We start from the raw sequence: 15529 nt of genomic DNA, 5'->3' as shown, positions 1-15529 counted from the left end.
GACCGCCGCCTTTGCCAGAGGATGGTGAATCATCATGCGTCCCACTGTTGGCGCGCGCTTAACGGTACGGTGCATCGGCGGCAAGGTTCGCGGCGATCGAGCGCTCCCAGCGGTCGCCGTTCGCGAGCAGCTTGTCCTTCTGGTAAATCAGCTCTTCACGCGTCTCGGTCGAGAATTCGAAGTTCGGACCTTCGACGATGGCATCGACCGGGCATGCTTCCTGGCACAGGCCGCAATAGATGCACTTGGTCATGTCGATGTCGTAGCGCGTGGTACGGCGGCTGCCGTCCTCGCGCGGTTCGGCCTCGATCGTGATCGCCAGCGCCGGGCACACCGCTTCGCACAGCTTGCACGCGATGCAGCGCTCTTCGCCATTGGCGTAGCGGCGCAGGGCATGCTCACCGCGGAACCGCGGACTGACCGGGTTCTTCTCGTACGGATAGTTGATCGTCGCCTTGGGCTTGAAGAAGTATCGCAAGGTCAGCCAGTGCGCCTTGAGGAACTCCCAGAGCGTGTAGGAGCGGATGATCTGAGCGACGCTCATGCGGGAACTCCGACGCGGGTCCACATCAGGAACCCGGAAACGAGGAAGACGAAGAACAGCGACAGCGGCAGGAAGATCTTCCAGCCCAGCCGCATCAGCTGGTCATAGCGATAGCGCGGCACCGTTGCGCGGACCCAGCTGAACACAAAGAAGAAGAACAGGATCTTGGCGAACAGCCAGATAATGCCCGGCACCATGTACAGCGGCGCCCAGTCGATCGGGGGCAGATAGCCGCCCCAGAACAGCGTCGCGTTGAGCGTGCACATCAGGATGACGTTGGCATATTCGCCCAGCCAGAACAGCGCGAAGGCCATCGACGAATATTCGGTCTGGTACCCCGCGACGAGCTCCGATTCCGCCTCGGCCAGATCGAACGGCGCGCGCTGGGTCTCGGCCATCGACGAGATCAGGAACACCACCCACATCGGAAACAGCAACGGGTTGAATCCATGGCCGTTTAAGAAGCCGTAATACGCCTTCTGCCCCTCGACGATGCCGCCCAGGTTGAAGGTGCCCGACCACAGCACGACCGAGATCAGCACGAAGCCGATCGACACTTCATACGACACCATCTGCGCAGCGGCACGGATCGCGGAGTAGAAGGGGTATTTGGAGTTGGACGACCAGCCCGCCAGGATTACGCCATAGACGCCGAGCGACGAGGCGGCGAGGACGTAGAGCAGCCCGACATTGATGTTCGAGAGCGCCACGCCCGCCTGGAAGGGCACCACAGCCCACACGATCAGCGCGACCGTGAAGGTGATGATCGGCGCGAGCAGGAACAGGCCCTTGTTCGCGCTCGACGGGATGATCGTTTCCTGGAGAAACACCTTCAGACCGTCGGCGAAGCTCTGCATCAGTCCAAACGGACCGACAACGTTGGGACCGCGGCGCAGCGCCATCGCCGCCCAGATCTTGCGATCAGCATAGATGATCATCGCCACCGCCAGCATCAGCGGCAGCGCGATGACCAGGATGTCAATGATCGTGGCGATGAACCACGCCCACCCATAAGGCAGGAACCCGGTGAACCAGGAGGTCATTCCGCAGCCTCCGCATAGTCTTCGCCGTGGAGCAGTTCAGCCGAGCAGCGCTGCATCGTCGGCGACGCACGGCAGATGGCGTTGGTGAGATAGAAGTCCTGGATCGGATAGGCGATCGGACCCTCGGCGTCGGGGGCGAGCGCCGGCGCGTCCCAAGAATAGCCGGCCAGCCCTTCCGTGCCGAGCGCGGGCACCTCGGCAGCCATAGCCGCGCGCAGCTCCTCGAAGCTGTCGAAGGTGAGCGTATGGCCGAGCTTCTCGGACAGGGCGCGCAGGATCGTCCAGTCCTCACGCGCGTCGCCCAGTGGGAACACCGCGCGGTCGGCACGCTGCACGCGGCCTTCCAGGTTCACATAGGTGCCCGGCTTCTCGGCATAGGTGGCCGATGGCAGGATCACGTCGGCGTGGTGCGCGCCCTTGTCGCCATGATGGCCGATGAACACCTTGAAGCTGTTCGCGAACATCGCGAAATCGGCTTCGTCGGCGCCCAGGAAGAAGGTCAGCTTGGGCGCGGCGCGGAAGATGTCGCCGATGCCGCCCTTCTGCGCGAAGCCCAGCATCAGGGCGCCCATGCGGGCTGCCGCGGTGTGGATCACGCCGAAGCCGTTCCAGGCGGTGCCGTCCTCGAGCGTGCGCACGAGATTGGCCGACTTGGCAAACGCCAGCGCGGCGCCATGGCCCTTCGCCAGCGCGCCCGGGCCGACGATCGCCAGCGGACGCTTCGCGCCGTCGAACGCCTGCGCCAGCGATTCCGGCAGCGTGCCGAGCACGCCCAGATCGTTGCCCAGCCACTCGACCTTGTAGGTCAGGTCCATCTCGGGCCCGATCGCGAAGACCTTGGCGCCCTTCTTGATCGCCTTGCGCACGCGCGTGTTGATCAGCGGTGCTTCCCAGCGGAGATTGGTGCCGATCAGCAGGATCGCGTCGGCATCCTCGACGCCGGCGATGGTCGGGTTGAACGCCACGGCGCCGAGGCTGGACACGTCATAGGACATGCCGGTCTGGCGGCTCTCGATCAGGTCGGAGCCCATCGCCTTCACCAGCGACTTGGCGGCGAACATCGTCTCGCAGTCGAGCAGGTCGCCGGCAATGGCCGCGACGCTCGAACCCGCGCCCTTGGCGACGGCCGCGATGGCGTCGAACGCTTCATCCCAGCTGACGGGGACCAGCTTGCCATCCTTGCGGACGAACGGGCGATCGAGCCGGCGGCGTACCAGGCCATCGACATGGTAGCGGGTCTTGTCGTGCGCCCACTCCTCGTTGACGTCCTCGTTGATGCGCGGCAGCACCCGCATCACCTGACGCCCACGGCTGTCGGCACGGATGTTGGTGCCGACCGCGTCCATGACGTCGATCGACAGGTTCTTGCGCAACTCCCAGGGACGATATTCGAAGGCGACCGGCTTGTGCGTCAGCGCACCCACCGGGCAGAGGTCGACTGCGTTGCCCGAAAGCTCGCTCTTGAACGCCTTTTCCAGATAGGTGGTGATCTGCATGTCCTCGCCGCGATAGATCGCGCCGATATCCTCCACGCCGGCCACTTCCTCGCCGAAGCGGACGCAGCGCGTGCACTGAATGCAGCGGGTCATGACCGTCTTGATGATCGGACCCATATACTTCTCGGTCACCGCACGCTTGTTCTCGGTGTAGCGGGAGTGGCTCCGGCCATAGGCCAGGCTCTGGTCCTGAAGGTCGCACTCGCCACCCTGATCGCAGATCGGACAATCGAGCGGGTGGTTGATCAGCAGGAACTCCATCACGCCTTCGCGCGCGGCCTTCACCATCGCGCTGTCGGTGCGAACCTCTTGCCCTTCGGCGGCGGGCAACGCGCACGAAGCCTGGGGCTTGGGCGGCCCGGGCTTCACTTCGACCAGGCACATGCGGCAATTGCCGGCGATCGAAAGGCGCTCATGATAGCAGAAACGCGGAATTTCCTTGCCCGCGGCTTCGCAGGCCTGAAGCACCGTGGCGCCCTGCGGCACCTCCACTTCGATTCCGTCTACCTTTACCTTAGGCACAATTAACCTCCTGCCTGGGGCGTTTCCGGCGGGAGGCGCAACATCGCCTCGGCCAGCAGGAAACGTATCCAGGGTGCGTTCAAGCGCACTTTGAAACCGGGCATGCACGCCCTGAAATCATTCCACAGCCCTGCTACGGCTTTTACTTCCTCCGGACTGCCCGCCCGCGTCGAAAGTAGATCGCGGACCTCACTACGATGCCCATTGGTGTAGCAGCGCGCCACGCCATGAAGGTCCTTTGCTTCACCGACAGCGGGCGCTGCCAGCCGGTACGTATGGGGCACGCCGCCGGATCCGAGCAGCCCCTCCGCAATCGCTCCGCGTGCAAACACACCCGGCATCGCCATCTTCGTGCCGCCGAAAAGGCAGGTCGTATGCTCGCCAGCAATCAACTTGCCCAAGACGCTCTTTTCCTCTGCCGACCCCGGCTGAGTGGCGATGATGCGCAGCGCGTCCTTGGGTTGGTTGCGCGCAAAGCAAGCGCCAAAGTTTCGTAGTTCCTGAAATGGACGCATGTTCGTAGCCGGCGTCGACGTCGACACGCCAGACTGACCGCCCCCGACCTGCGCCGAAGCTGGTGCCGCCAGGATCATGCCGAGAAGCACGAGCCTCTTCATTCAGCAGCCTCCTGCATCGCGCCCAAGCCGCTACCCTGCTTCTCGTGAATGCGGCGCTCGATCTCGGGGCGGAAATGGCGGATCAGGCCCTGGATCGGCCAGGCGGCGGCGTCACCCAGAGCGCAGATCGTGTGACCTTCGACTTGTTTGGTGAGCTGCTGGAGCGTGTCGATTTCGCTGATGTCGGCGTCGCCGGTGCGCAGCCGCTCCATCACGCGCCACATCCAACCGGTGCCCTCACGGCACGGGGTGCACTGGCCGCAGCTCTCATGCTTGTAGAAATAAGACAGCCGGGCAATCGCGCGGACGATGTCGGTCGACTTGTCCATGACGATCACCGCCGCGGTGCCAAGGCCTGAACCGACCGCGCGCAGGCCATCGAAGTCCATCGGCACGTCCATGATCTCGGCAGCCGGCACCAGCGGCACCGACGATCCGCCCGGGATCACCGCGAGCAGATTATCCCAGCCGCCGCGGATGCCGCCGCAATGCTTCTCGATCAGCTCGCGAAACGGGATGCTCATCGCTTCCTCAACCACGCAGGGCTTCTCGACATGGCCCGAGATCTGGAAGAGCTTCGTGCCCTTGTTGTTCTCACGCCCGAAGGAGGAGAACCATTCCGGTCCACGCCGCAGGATTGTCGGCGCGACCGCGATCGATTCGACGTTGTTCACCGTCGTCGGGCAGCCATAGAGGCCGGCACCCGCCGGGAACGGCGGCTTGAGGCGCGGCTGGCCCTTCTTGCCTTCCAGGCTCTCGAGCATTGCGGTCTCTTCGCCGCAGATATACGCGCCGGCGCCCCGGTGCACGAACACGTCGAAGTCATAACCCGAGCCGGACGCGTTGCGCCCGATCAGACCGGCGTCATACGCCTCGGCGACGGCAGCAAACAGCGTCTCGGCCTCACGGATATACTCACCGCGAATGTAGATATAGGCCGCACGCGCGCGCATCGCGAAGCCGGCGATCAGCGCGCCTTCGATCAGCTTGTGCGGATCATGACGGATGATCTCGCGGTCCTTGCACGAACCCGGCTCGGATTCGTCGGCATTAATCACCAGGAAGTTCGGCCGCGTCGGGCTCGGCTCCTTGGGCATGAAGGACCATTTCGTGCCGGTCGGGAAACCCGCCCCGCCCCGCCCGCGCAGGCCCGAAGCCTTGATGCGGTCGATGATCGTGTCCTGCCCCAGCTGCATCAGCTGCGCGGTGTTGTCCCAATCGCCGCGCATCCGCGCCGATGACAGGTTCCACGGCTGGTAGCCGTAGAGATTGGTGAAGATGCGGTCCTTGTCGCCAAGCATCTCAGCGGGCGCCCTTCTTGAAGAACATGAGATAGATCAGCACCGCGACGGCAATTACCAGCAGCGGGCCGAGCAGGTTGAAGGTGATCTTGAGCACCCAACCGGCGACGACGATGGCGCCGATGATGGCGAGGATCGTCACGACGAGGCTCTTGTTGGAACCGCTCATGCCCATTCGCCCCGGTAGTCGTGGTTCTCGTTCACCATCGCGGTCAGCGTAGTGGGACCACCGACCGGTTCCACTGTATGGCGGCCCGGCTCCTGCGTGCCCGTCTTGGGCTGATCGCCCCCGGCAAGCCGATCGAGGATCGCCACCGTGCGGTCGAAGGTGAGGTCTTCGTAATTGTCGTCGTTGATCTGCACCATCGGCGCGGAAGCGCAATTGCCCAGACACTCGACTTCGGACAGCGTGAACAGCCCGTCCTCGGTGGTATGGCCCTTCTTCAGCCCGCGGCTCTTGCACGCCGCCAGCACATCGTCCGACCCGCGCAGCATGCACGGCGTCGTGCCGCATACCTGCACATGATAGCGGCCGACCGGCACCAGGTTGAACATGGTGTAGAAGGTCGCGACCTCGAACACGCGGATATACGGCAGATCAAGCTCGCGCGCGACGAACTCGATCACCGGCACGGGCAACCAGCCTTGCGTGTTGGTCTCTGCGCCCACCTGACGCTGGGCCAGGTCGAGGAACGGGATCGTGCACGACATCTGCCGGCCCGCCGGATAGCGGCCCATGATCTCGCGCGCCTTTTCGGCGTTCGCCTCGCTCCAGGCGAAATTGCCCCAGCGTGCGCGGGTCTCAGCTTCGTCGGGAAGTTTGGGTGCGTCAGCCATTAGCGGTCACATTCACCAAAAACGATATCCATCGCGCCCAGGATCGCGGTGGTGTCCGCGAGCATGTGGCCCTTGGACATGAAGTCCATTGCCTGAAGATGGCTGAACGCCGTCGGGCGCACCTTGCAGCGATACGGCTTGTTGGAACCGTCGCTCACCAGATACACGCCGAACTCGCCCTTGGGGCTTTCGGTCGCCACATAGACTTCGCCTTCGGGCACGTGGAAGCCCTCGGTAAAGTGCTTAAAGTGGTGGATCAGCGCTTCCATCGACTGCTTCATCGCACCGCGAGACGGCGGCACGACCTTGTTGTCGAGGCTCTTCACCGGGCCTTCGGGCATCTGCTGCAAACATTGCTTCATGATCCGCGCGGACTGGCGAACCTCCTCCACGCGCACCATGAACCGATCGTAGCAATCGCCCCGCGTACCGACCGGAATGTCGAACTCTACGCGATCATAAGCATCGTAAGGCTGCGACCGGCGGATATCCCAGGGGATGCCCGCGGCGCGGATCATCGGACCCGAGAAGCCCCAGCGCATCGCGTCCTCGCGGTTCACGATCGCGATGTCGACGTTGCGCTGCTTGAAGATGCGGTTCTCGGCCACCAGGCTGATCGCGTCTTCGAACAGGCGCGGGAGGCGCGTGTCGAGCCAGTCGGCGATGTCGGTCAGCAGCTTCAGCGGCACGTCCTGGCGGACTCCGCCGACGCGGAACCAGTTGGCGTGCATGCGCGCACCCGAGGCCCGCTCATAGAAGTTCATGCAGTCTTCGCGAAGCTCGAACAACCACAGATTAGGTGTCATCGCGCCCACGTCCATGACGTGCGAACCCAGGTTCAGCATGTGGTTCTTGATGCGCGTCAGCTCGGCGAAGAAGGTCCGCAGATACTGGGCGCGGATCGGCACTTCCAGATCGAGCAGCTTCTCGACGGCGAGCACATAGCTGTGCTCCATCGCCATCGGGGAGCAGTAGTCGAACCGGTCGAAATAGGGCAGCGCCTGCGTATACGTCTTATATTCGATCAGCTTCTCGGTGCCGCGGTGAAGCAGCCCCACATGCGGATCGACGCGCTCGACGATCTCGCCGTCCAGTTCCAGCACCAGGCGCAGCACGCCGTGCGCTGCGGGATGCTGCGGACCGAAGTTGATCGTGTAGTTCTGGATCGCGACGTCACCCGTATTCGGGTCCTTTACGGTGTCGCGCGCCATCATCGCTTCAACGGTGTCGGTCATTGATTCTGCCCCTCATGCTTGCTGGGCATGATGTCCGGGTCCTTCGGCTTCTGCTCGGGCAAGTTGCCCGGCTCGTTCTGACCGACGCCGCTGTCCTGCGGACCTTCCATGGTCTTGATCCGCTTGGCCTGCGGCTCCACCGTCTTCGACGCGGCATCGCCGGCCTTGACGACATCGTCGGCAGTCACTGGAGTCGGCGCACCCTTGGCTTCGGGAACAGGCGGGGGCGGCGGCGCGGACGGGGTCGGCGCAGGCTTGCCCTGCGGCGTGTCGCCTGGGCCGGCGCCGGTCACCTTTTCGTCGCCCGGCAGCACATAGGCGGCACCTTCCCACGGGCTCATGAAGTCGAAATTGCGGAAATCCTGAGCCAGGCTGACCGGCTCATAGACGACGCGCTTCGCCTCCTCCGAGTACCGCATTTCGACATACCCCGTCATCGGGAAGTCCTTCCGGAGCGGATGCCCCTGGAAGCCATAGTCGGTGAGGATCCGGCGAAGGTCCATGTTCCCGTCGAACAGCACGCCATATAGGTCGTACACTTCGCGCTCTAGCCAGCCGGCGACCGGCCAGATCTCGGTAACCGACGGTACCGGCTGCTCCTCATCGGTCATCACGCGCACGCGAATGCGGTGGTTCCGGGTCAGGCTCAGCAGATGATAGACGATGTCGAACCGCTCTGCGCGCTGTGGATAATCCGCGCCCGCGATCTCCATCAGCATCTGATATTCGAGGCCGGGCGTGTCGCGCAGCGCGACCATGACGTCGACAAGACGCTCGCGCCGTACCGTCAGCGAAACTTCGCCAACCGCGTCCTTGGCCTCAACGATCAGGTCACCGAAAGCCGCCTGCGCGGCATCGATCACGCCCTCGTTCGAAGCGTAGCGGGGAGCAGGCGCTTTCACCGTTCCAGCGTCCCGATGCGGCGGATCTTTCGCTGCAGCTGCATCACGCCATAAAGCAACGCCTCGGCGGTCGGGGGGCAGCCAGGTACGTAGATGTCGACGGGCACGATGCGGTCGCATCCGCGCACAACGCTGTAGCTATAATGATAATAGCCGCCGCCATTCGCGCAGGAACCCATCGAAATCACGTATTTCGGCTCGGACATCTGATCGTATACGCGGCGAAGCGCCGGCGCCATCTTGTTGCACAGCGTCCCTGCGACGATCATCACGTCCGATTGACGCGGGGAAGCGCGCGGCGCGGCACCGAAACGCTCCATGTCATAGCGTGGCATGTTAACGTGGATCATCTCGACCGCGCAGCATGCCAGACCAAAGGTCATCCACCACAGCGAGCCGGTGCGGGCCCACTGGAACAGCTCCTCGGTCGAGGTGACCAGGAAACCCTTGTCGCCGATCTCGGCATTGATGTCGTCGAGAAACGCAACGTTCGGCAGCGTTCCCGGCGGCGGAGGGCTGAGTTCTACTCCCACTCCAACGCACCTTTCTTCCAAGCATAAACCAGACCGAGCGCAAGCTCGGCAATGAAGATCATCATCGAGATCCAGGCGGTCCAGCCGAGATCGAAAACGCTGACTGCCCAAGGATATAGGAAGGCAGCTTCGAGATCGAAGACGATGAACAGAATAGCAACGAGGTAAAAGCGCACGTCGAACTGGCTGCGCGAATCCTCGAACGCCGGAAAGCCGCACTCATATTCGGTGAGCTTTTCCGGAGTCGGCTGATGCGCGCCTGTCAGCCGCCCCACCACCATCGGCAGGAACACGAAGGCGCTTGAAAGCACCAATGCCACTCCCAGGAACAGGAGGATCGGCAGATATTGAATTAGATCGACCAAGGGGCCTTCTCGCGACTGCGGAATCTGAGGGTGGCTTTAGGCCGATGGGGAGAGTGCGGCAAGGGGCGGAACCCCTGAGAATCACTCGCAATAATAAGATGTAACAATCGCCGGCGCATGCAAACAGGCGCCACCGCGAACGGCAGCGCCTGCATCTGAAAAATAGGAGTCGGCGGCAGAACCGCCGGTGATCAGGTCAGTTGTTGCGCAGCGCGCCCGCGACCAGCTTGTGCAGCTTGGAATGCAGCACGTCGTTGGCGGCGAGGAACTGGTTGCGTTCGCGCGCCATGTCCTGCCCGCGATAGTCAGTGACGAAGCCGCCTGCTTCCTTGACCAGCAGCATGCCCGCCGCAACGTCCCACGGCTTCAGGTCCGATTCCCAGAACCCGTCGAAGCGCCCCGCGGCCACCCAGGCCAGGTCGAGCGCCGCGGCGCCCAGCCGGCGGATGCCGGCGACTTCGGGCGCAACCGCACCGAAGATGCGAGTCCATTCAGCGAAATTGCCATGGCCCATGAACGGAATGCCCGTCGCGATCAGCGCATCGGGCAGGTCGCGCCGCGCAGAGACGCGCAACCGCTGGTCCTGCAACCAGGCGCCCCGCCCCTTCTCGGCCCAGAAGCTCTCATCGGTCAGCGGCTGATAGATATAGCCATGGGTGATCTCGGGCTTGCCCTGCGTACCACGCGGATCCTCGACCGCGATCGACATGCAGAAATGGGGGATGCCGTGGAGGAAGTTGGACGTGCCGTCGAGCGGATCGATGATCCAGCGCGGCAGGTCGGGATCGCCCGCGATCTCGCCACGCTCCTCGACCAGAAAACCCCAGTCGGGCCGCGCCTTTTGCAGCTCCTCGATCAGCGTGTCCTCGGCGCGTCGATCGGCAATCGACACGAAGTCGGCCGGCCCCTTGCGGCTGACCTGGAGGTGCTGGACCTCGTTGAAGTCACGGCGCAGCCGCGGCCCCGCCTTGCGGGCGGCACGTTCGATGACGGTGATGATACCGGAGTGGGCGACCATTAGACAGAGCCCTTACGCTCGAAGACAAGGATGCGGGCTTCGCCCAGGGGATGCGCAACATGCTCGTCACCGATGCCTGCCACGAACATGTCACCGGCATCCAGCCGCACGACATGTTCGCCGTCATCCTGCCGATAGTGCATGTCCACCGCACCATCGACGACGCAGAACAGTTCGGCACCGTCGTTGATGTGCCATTGATAAGGCTGGTCGGTCCAGTGCAGGCGCGCGGTTGCGCCCTCGATCTCGACCAGGTCGCGCGCACCCCACGGGCGGTTGGCCCGGAAGGTGCGCGCATCTTGAATGATTTCAGGCATCAATCCGCGCGGCGGACGTAGGTCTGTTCGTACACATCGACGACGATCCGGGTTCCCGACGCGATGTGCGGCGGCACCATCACGCGCACGCCGTTCTCGAGCAGCGCCGGCTTGTACGAGGACGAGGCGGTCTGCCCCTTCACCACCGCGTCGGCCTCGACGATCGTCGCCTCGATCGTGTCGGGCAGCTGCACGCTGATGGGATCCTCGTCATACAGCTCCATCACCACGTCCATGCCGTCCTGAAGAAAGGCAGCCGCGTCGCCGAGCAGGTCGCGTGGCAGCGTGGTCTGGTCGTAGGTGATCTTGTCCATGAAGGTCAGCGTCTCGCCGTCCGCGAACAGGAACTGGAAATCCTTGGTGTCCAGGCGCACGCGCTCCACCGTCTCGGCCGAGCGGAACCGGACATTGTTCTTGCGCCCGTCGCGCAGGTTCTTGAGTTCGACCTGCATATACGCCCCGCCCTTGCCAGGCTGGGTGTGCTGGATTTTGACGGCGCGCCAGATGCCGCCTTCATATTCGATGATGTTGCCGGGACGGATGTCCACGCCGCTGATCTTCATGATCCGAGACCTGTAAGCTGAGAAAGAGCCGAAGTCGGCCCCTTAGCCGGGCGCGGCCATCCTCGCAAGCGCCGCTCAGTCACCGCCACGCATCAGCAGCGGATAGGGATTGACGTTAACTCCCTGCCACCACCGCTCGCCCGGCCGCATCGTCTTGATCTCGAAATGAAGGTGGGGTGCGCCCGTGGCGCTGCCCGTGTCGCCGACGGTGGCGATGGGCTGCCCCTGTCGCACCACCTGCCCTTCGCCCGCCAGATAGCGGTCGAGATGCGCATAGTAATGGACCGTCCGCTGGTCGGGCAGCCGCACATAGACGGTGTGGCCGCCATTGCCGCTCTCGAAGATCTTTTCGACCCGCCCGCTGGCGGCGGCGAGCACCGGGGTGCCACGAGGCGCCATGATATCGATCGCGTGGTGCTCGCGCGCACCCCCGGCCCTGCTCTGGCCCCAGGTATCGCTCAATTGGCGCCGGGTGATCCCCTCCACCGGCACCACCAGCGGCTGGCGATCGACCGGTTCGGCCTGGATCGTCTGCGAAGTCGCCACCGCCGGCCGCGCCGGGTCGCGCGGCAGGACAGTGATCCGCACCATCGACAGGTAGGCCACGGCCAGGACCAGCAGCAGCGCCGCCAGTCCCCAGCCGACCCACCTGCCGCGCGTCACGCCATCACTCCTGGAACACGGCCTTGGCGCCGGGCTTGATCATCAGCGCCAGCCGCGCCGCGTCCCAGTTCGCCAACCGGATACAGCCATGACTTTCAGTGCGGCCGATATTCTGCGGCTCGGGGGTCCCATGGATGCCGTAATGCTCCTTGGACAGGTCGAGCCACACCACGCCCACCGGGCCGTTCGGCCCCGGAGGCAACAGCGTCTTCTCGTCGCCGGCCTTCGCGTCCCAGAACAAGTCGGGGTTGAAGTGGAACTTGGGATTAGTATCGGCGACGTTGATCTTCCACGTACCGATCGGCAGCGGATCATGCTCGCTGCCCATCGACGCGGTGAACTGCGCGACGAGCTTGTCATCCTTGTCGAAGACCTTGAGCACCTTCTCGGACTTGTCGACCACCAGATGGTCGGCGGCAGGCTGCTTGGCATCGACGTTCAAGTCGCTCAGCGTCTGGCGCCACTCGGGCTTGATGTCCTCGCCCTCATAGTCGCGCGACTGGGCTGCGACGTTCGGGAACAGGAACACCGCGCCGCGCTCGATCTTTCCGCCGCCGGGGTTCATCTCCACCAGCACCTCGGGCGTGGTGTGGAACATTTCGCCCATCTTCTCGAGCGGACGGCTATAGCCGATAGACGGCAGCTTAGCCTGTTCCTCGGGGTCCTTGGGCACCGGATTGACGAAGAAGCCCTGCAGCGCCGCGTCGGGCACCGCCATCTTCACTGCCGGCCGCCATTGGCGGTACTGGTGCAGCGCGCCCAGCGTGGCGCGGTCGAGCTCGCCGCTCGTGGTCAGCCCGCGCGTCTCCTGGAACCCCTTCAGTGCGGCGGTGAGCGACTGGCCCTCGCGACCATCGATGATGCCGGGTGAGAAGCCGAGCCGATCGAGGATCACCTGCGCATGCATCACCGTCCAGTCGATCGGCGGTTTGCCCCCATTTTTGGTGTCTTTGGGCTGCTGCGCCATCGCGGGCGCGAGGGAGATCAAGGCAAGGGAAGCAACACCGAACAGTTTACGCACAAGATACTCCGAACCAACCTAAGTCAGGCCGAAGAACGACGCGGGTACCGGCTTTGTTTCACTTAGAGCCAGTTTCAGCCCTTCAGCACCTCGGCAAACGCCTGCACCGCTGCGGCCTCGTCCCCGCCCCATATCGCGCTCGATGCCGCGATGAAGTCCGCCCCGGCAGCTATCAACGGCGCGGCATTGCCCGGCGTGATCCCGCCGATCGCCACGCACGGGATCTCGAACACGGTCGTCCACCAGCTCAGGAGCGGTGTTTCGGCCCGGTGCCGCGCTTCCTTGGTCGTGGTGGGGTAGAAGGCACCGAACGCGACATAATCCGCCCCGGCCTCGCCGGCTTCCATCGCCAGGTGACGGCTGCCGTGACAAGTCACCCCGACCTGCGCCGATGGCCCGAGCACCGAGCGCGCTTCCCGGGGGTCGCCGTCGTCCTGCCCCAGATGCACACCGTCCGCGCCCAGCCGCTTGGCCAGACTGATGCTGTCATTGACGATGAACGCCACCTCGCGGTCCGTACAGATTCGCTGAAGGGGCTCGGCAAGCCGCGCAGCCTCATGCTGATCCACATCCTTCACCCGAAATTGGAACGCCGCCACGGGGCCGGCATCCAGCGCCCGCGCCAACCGGTCGGGAAACGCGCCGCTCACGTCCAGCGGTGAGATCAGGTAGAGCTGACAGGCGGGGCGCCGACTGTCCCGCACGAAATTGTCCGCAAAGCCCACCAATGCGTTCTCTTCGTCCAGGTCGACAATTTCAGGATCGTTCATGCAAGGCTCCGCGGCAATTCACATCGGGTGTTCCGGCTGGATCTACCCGCATTGGCGTGGCCGCTTCTACCCCGACAAGCTTGCGGTCAAGAACTGGTTCGCCTTCTATGCCGAGCATTTCGACACGGTCGAGATCAACAACAGCTTCTACCGCCTGCCCAAGGCCGAGACCTTCGACGCCTGGGCCGCGCAGGCGCCGCCCGGGTTTCGCTATGCGGTGAAGGCCAACCGCTTCCTCACCCAGGCCAAGAAGCTGAAGGACTGCGAGGAGCCGCTCCAGCGCATGATGCCGCCCTTCCGTCACCTGGGTGCAACGCTCGGCCCCATCCTCTACCAGCTGCCGCCGCGCTTCCGCCTCAACCTTGAGCGGCTCGACAGCTTCCTTCAACTGGCGCCCAAGGATGTGACCAACGTCTTCGAGTTCCGCGACAAAAGCTGGTACACCGACGCCGTCTTCGCGCTGCTGGAACGCCACGGCGCCGGCTTCTGCGCGCATGACATGCCCGACCTTCAGAGCCCCAAGCTTGCAGTTGGCCCAGTCGCCTATGTTCGCTTCCATGGTGGCCAGGGCAAATATTGGGGCCGCTATGCCGAGGACGAGCTGCTCGGCTGGGCCGACTGGATGGCGGAGCAGGCACGCGGCGGGCGAACGGTCTGGGCCTATTTCAACAACGATATCGATGGCGCGGCCATCCAGGACGCGTTGACGCTGAAAGCGATGATCGGCCAGACCGCGCGCTGAGCGACCGGTCAGGCGGCTCCGGCCTTCTGTATCGATGCCGTGTAGATTTCGTCGATCGCACTGGCCAGCGCCGCGTCGAACGCCGCGTCGTTCATCCCGTGACGCAGATCCTCCAGCAGCGCGCGGCTGAAGCTCGCGATCATGCCGCGGTTCTTTGCCAGCTCGGCACAGGCCTGGGCCCGCGCATACCCGCCAGACAGCGCAACCACGCGAAGAACCTTGCGATGATCAACCAGCGTGTCGAACAATCCGGGATGAGCCGGGATCGACAGCTTGAGCATCACCTGCTCGCCTTCGGGTAGCGCGTCGAGCGCCGTCAGGATCTCATCCCGCAGCATTGCGTCGGCCTCGGCGCGTTCGGGGCTCTTGATGTTCACTTCGGGCTCGATGATCGGCATCAGTCCTGCCGCGGCGACCTGCGCCGCCACTGCGAACTGCTGCCGAACCACGGCGGCAATGCCGTCGCGGTTGGCGAGGTTCACCACCGAGCGTTCCTTGGTGCCGAACACGCCCAGCCCTTTGGCACGCGCCAGCAGCGTGTCGAGTCCCGCGATCGGCTTCATCAGCTGGACGCCGTCGGCCTCCGCTTCCAACCCTTTGTCTATCTTGATGAACGGCACCACGCCGCGCTCGATCAGCGCAGCCGGCGCAGGCTTCCCGCCGACATCCCCGTCCATCGTCCGCTCGAACAGGATCGCGCCGATAACCTTGTCGCCGGTGAAGGCGGGCGACTGGATGATCCGCGCGCGCATCGCGTGGATCAGCCCGAACATCTCCTCGTCCGTCGACCAGGCGTCTTCAGGCACCCCATAACCGGCAAGCGCCTTGGGGGTGGAACCGCCGCTCTGGTCCAGCGCGGCGATGAAGCCTTTGCCCTGGGCGATCTTCGCGGTCATCTCGGCAGTGTTCATGCACGTCCCTTTGCAGATCGTTGCGAACCCGTGATTCGCTTGCCTGCCGGGCTATTGCAGCGCGGCACAGGGCTGAGAACCCTGACAACGCTAGCCAAAGGATGAATGAGCCTCATATACGCACGAACG

Annotated in this window: 19 protein-coding genes; 1 reads left to right on the top strand and 18 read right to left on the bottom strand. The window is 64.1% G+C overall.

The window, feature by feature from the left end; translation table 11 throughout:
* Window positions 1-58: 58 nt before the first annotated feature.
* From nuoI to thiE, 17 genes are all read right to left on the bottom strand, one after another.
* Window positions 59-544, bottom strand: a complete 486-nt coding sequence (nuoI, locus tag FHT02_RS01365) for an NADH-quinone oxidoreductase subunit NuoI (RefSeq protein WP_184083459.1) — start codon at window positions 542-544, stop codon at window positions 59-61.
* A complete protein-coding gene (gene nuoH, locus FHT02_RS01360; RefSeq protein ID WP_184083457.1) occupies window positions 541-1587 on the bottom strand; it encodes an NADH-quinone oxidoreductase subunit NuoH in 1047 nt (348 codons plus the stop codon). The genes nuoI and nuoH overlap by 4 nt, the downstream gene beginning before the upstream one ends.
* Window positions 1584-3605, bottom strand: a complete 2022-nt coding sequence (gene nuoG / locus FHT02_RS01355; RefSeq protein WP_184083455.1) for an NADH-quinone oxidoreductase subunit NuoG — start codon at window positions 3603-3605, stop codon at window positions 1584-1586. The genes nuoH and nuoG overlap by 4 nt, the downstream gene beginning before the upstream one ends.
* Window positions 3606-3607: 2 nt before the next feature.
* Window positions 3608-4222 carry a hypothetical protein gene (locus FHT02_RS01350; protein ID WP_184083453.1) on the bottom strand — a complete coding sequence of 205 codons (615 nt, stop codon included), beginning with the start codon at window positions 4220-4222 and terminating at the stop codon, window positions 3608-3610.
* A complete protein-coding gene (gene nuoF, locus FHT02_RS01345) occupies window positions 4219-5523 on the bottom strand; it encodes an NADH-quinone oxidoreductase subunit NuoF (RefSeq protein ID WP_184083451.1) in 1305 nt (434 codons plus the stop codon). Before nuoF ends, FHT02_RS01350 begins: the two co-directional genes overlap by 4 nt.
* A gap of 1 nt (window position 5524) precedes the next feature.
* On the bottom strand, window positions 5525-5692 hold the full coding sequence (locus FHT02_RS01340) for a hypothetical protein (RefSeq protein ID WP_184083449.1): 168 nt from the start codon (window positions 5690-5692) through the stop codon (window positions 5525-5527).
* Complete coding sequence (locus FHT02_RS01335; RefSeq protein ID WP_184083447.1) at window positions 5689-6360, bottom strand: complex I 24 kDa subunit family protein; 672 nt, start codon at window positions 6358-6360, stop codon at window positions 5689-5691. The genes FHT02_RS01340 and FHT02_RS01335 overlap by 4 nt, the downstream gene beginning before the upstream one ends.
* Entirely contained in the window at window positions 6360-7595 is a 1236-nt protein-coding gene (locus tag FHT02_RS01330) for an NADH-quinone oxidoreductase subunit D (protein ID WP_184083445.1), read from the bottom strand. Before FHT02_RS01330 ends, FHT02_RS01335 begins: the two co-directional genes overlap by 1 nt.
* Complete coding sequence (locus FHT02_RS01325; RefSeq protein ID WP_184083443.1) at window positions 7592-8497, bottom strand: NADH-quinone oxidoreductase subunit C; 906 nt, start codon at window positions 8495-8497, stop codon at window positions 7592-7594. The genes FHT02_RS01330 and FHT02_RS01325 overlap by 4 nt, the downstream gene beginning before the upstream one ends.
* Window positions 8494-9030 carry a NuoB/complex I 20 kDa subunit family protein gene (locus FHT02_RS01320; protein ID WP_184083441.1) on the bottom strand — a complete coding sequence of 179 codons (537 nt, stop codon included), beginning with the start codon at window positions 9028-9030 and terminating at the stop codon, window positions 8494-8496. The genes FHT02_RS01325 and FHT02_RS01320 overlap by 4 nt, the downstream gene beginning before the upstream one ends.
* Window positions 9021-9395 (bottom strand): NADH-quinone oxidoreductase subunit A, encoded by a 375-nt coding sequence (locus tag FHT02_RS01315; RefSeq protein WP_184083439.1) that lies wholly within the window; start codon window positions 9393-9395, stop codon window positions 9021-9023. The genes FHT02_RS01320 and FHT02_RS01315 overlap by 10 nt, the downstream gene beginning before the upstream one ends.
* A 196-nt stretch (window positions 9396-9591) precedes the next feature.
* Window positions 9592-10413 carry an inositol monophosphatase family protein gene (locus tag FHT02_RS01310; protein ID WP_184083437.1) on the bottom strand — a complete coding sequence of 274 codons (822 nt, stop codon included), beginning with the start codon at window positions 10411-10413 and terminating at the stop codon, window positions 9592-9594.
* Window positions 10413-10730, bottom strand: coding sequence for a cupin domain-containing protein (locus FHT02_RS01305; RefSeq protein WP_184083435.1), 318 nt, complete (start codon window positions 10728-10730; stop codon window positions 10413-10415). Before FHT02_RS01305 ends, FHT02_RS01310 begins: the two co-directional genes overlap by 1 nt.
* Window positions 10730-11293 (bottom strand): elongation factor P, encoded by a 564-nt coding sequence (gene efp / locus FHT02_RS01300; RefSeq protein WP_184083433.1) that lies wholly within the window; start codon window positions 11291-11293, stop codon window positions 10730-10732. Before efp ends, FHT02_RS01305 begins: the two co-directional genes overlap by 1 nt.
* Window positions 11294-11368: 75 nt before the next feature.
* Complete coding sequence (locus tag FHT02_RS01295; RefSeq protein WP_184084211.1) at window positions 11369-11884, bottom strand: M23 family metallopeptidase; 516 nt, start codon at window positions 11882-11884, stop codon at window positions 11369-11371.
* A 76-nt stretch (window positions 11885-11960) separates the two neighbouring features.
* The gene (locus FHT02_RS01290; RefSeq protein WP_343056790.1) at window positions 11961-12944 is read right to left on the bottom strand and encodes a L,D-transpeptidase family protein; all 984 of its coding nucleotides are present in this window, start codon (window positions 12942-12944) and stop codon (window positions 11961-11963) included.
* 107 nt (window positions 12945-13051) lie between these two features.
* Window positions 13052-13747 carry a thiamine phosphate synthase gene (thiE, locus tag FHT02_RS01285; RefSeq protein ID WP_184083431.1) on the bottom strand — a complete coding sequence of 232 codons (696 nt, stop codon included), beginning with the start codon at window positions 13745-13747 and terminating at the stop codon, window positions 13052-13054.
* Here thiE and FHT02_RS01280 point away from each other — a divergent pair.
* Window positions 13746-14489 carry a DUF72 domain-containing protein gene (locus tag FHT02_RS01280; RefSeq protein ID WP_184083429.1) on the top strand — a complete coding sequence of 248 codons (744 nt, stop codon included), beginning with the start codon at window positions 13746-13748 and terminating at the stop codon, window positions 14487-14489. The two genes, thiE and FHT02_RS01280, sit on opposite strands and share 2 nt — an antisense overlap.
* Before the next feature lie 8 nt (window positions 14490-14497).
* Here the strand turns inward: FHT02_RS01280 and FHT02_RS01275 are convergent, their stop codons facing one another.
* Window positions 14498-15400 (bottom strand): fructose bisphosphate aldolase, encoded by a 903-nt coding sequence (locus tag FHT02_RS01275; protein WP_184083427.1) that lies wholly within the window; start codon window positions 15398-15400, stop codon window positions 14498-14500.
* Window positions 15401-15529 lie beyond the last annotated feature (129 nt).

Origin of the sequence: Sphingomonas xinjiangensis, assembly GCF_014199255.1 — a bacterium.
Classification (GTDB): Bacteria; Pseudomonadota; Alphaproteobacteria; order Sphingomonadales; family Sphingomonadaceae; genus Sphingomonas; species Sphingomonas xinjiangensis.
The sequence above is the reverse complement of the archived record's forward strand: the minus strand, read 5'-3'. Positions and strand labels throughout refer to the sequence as shown.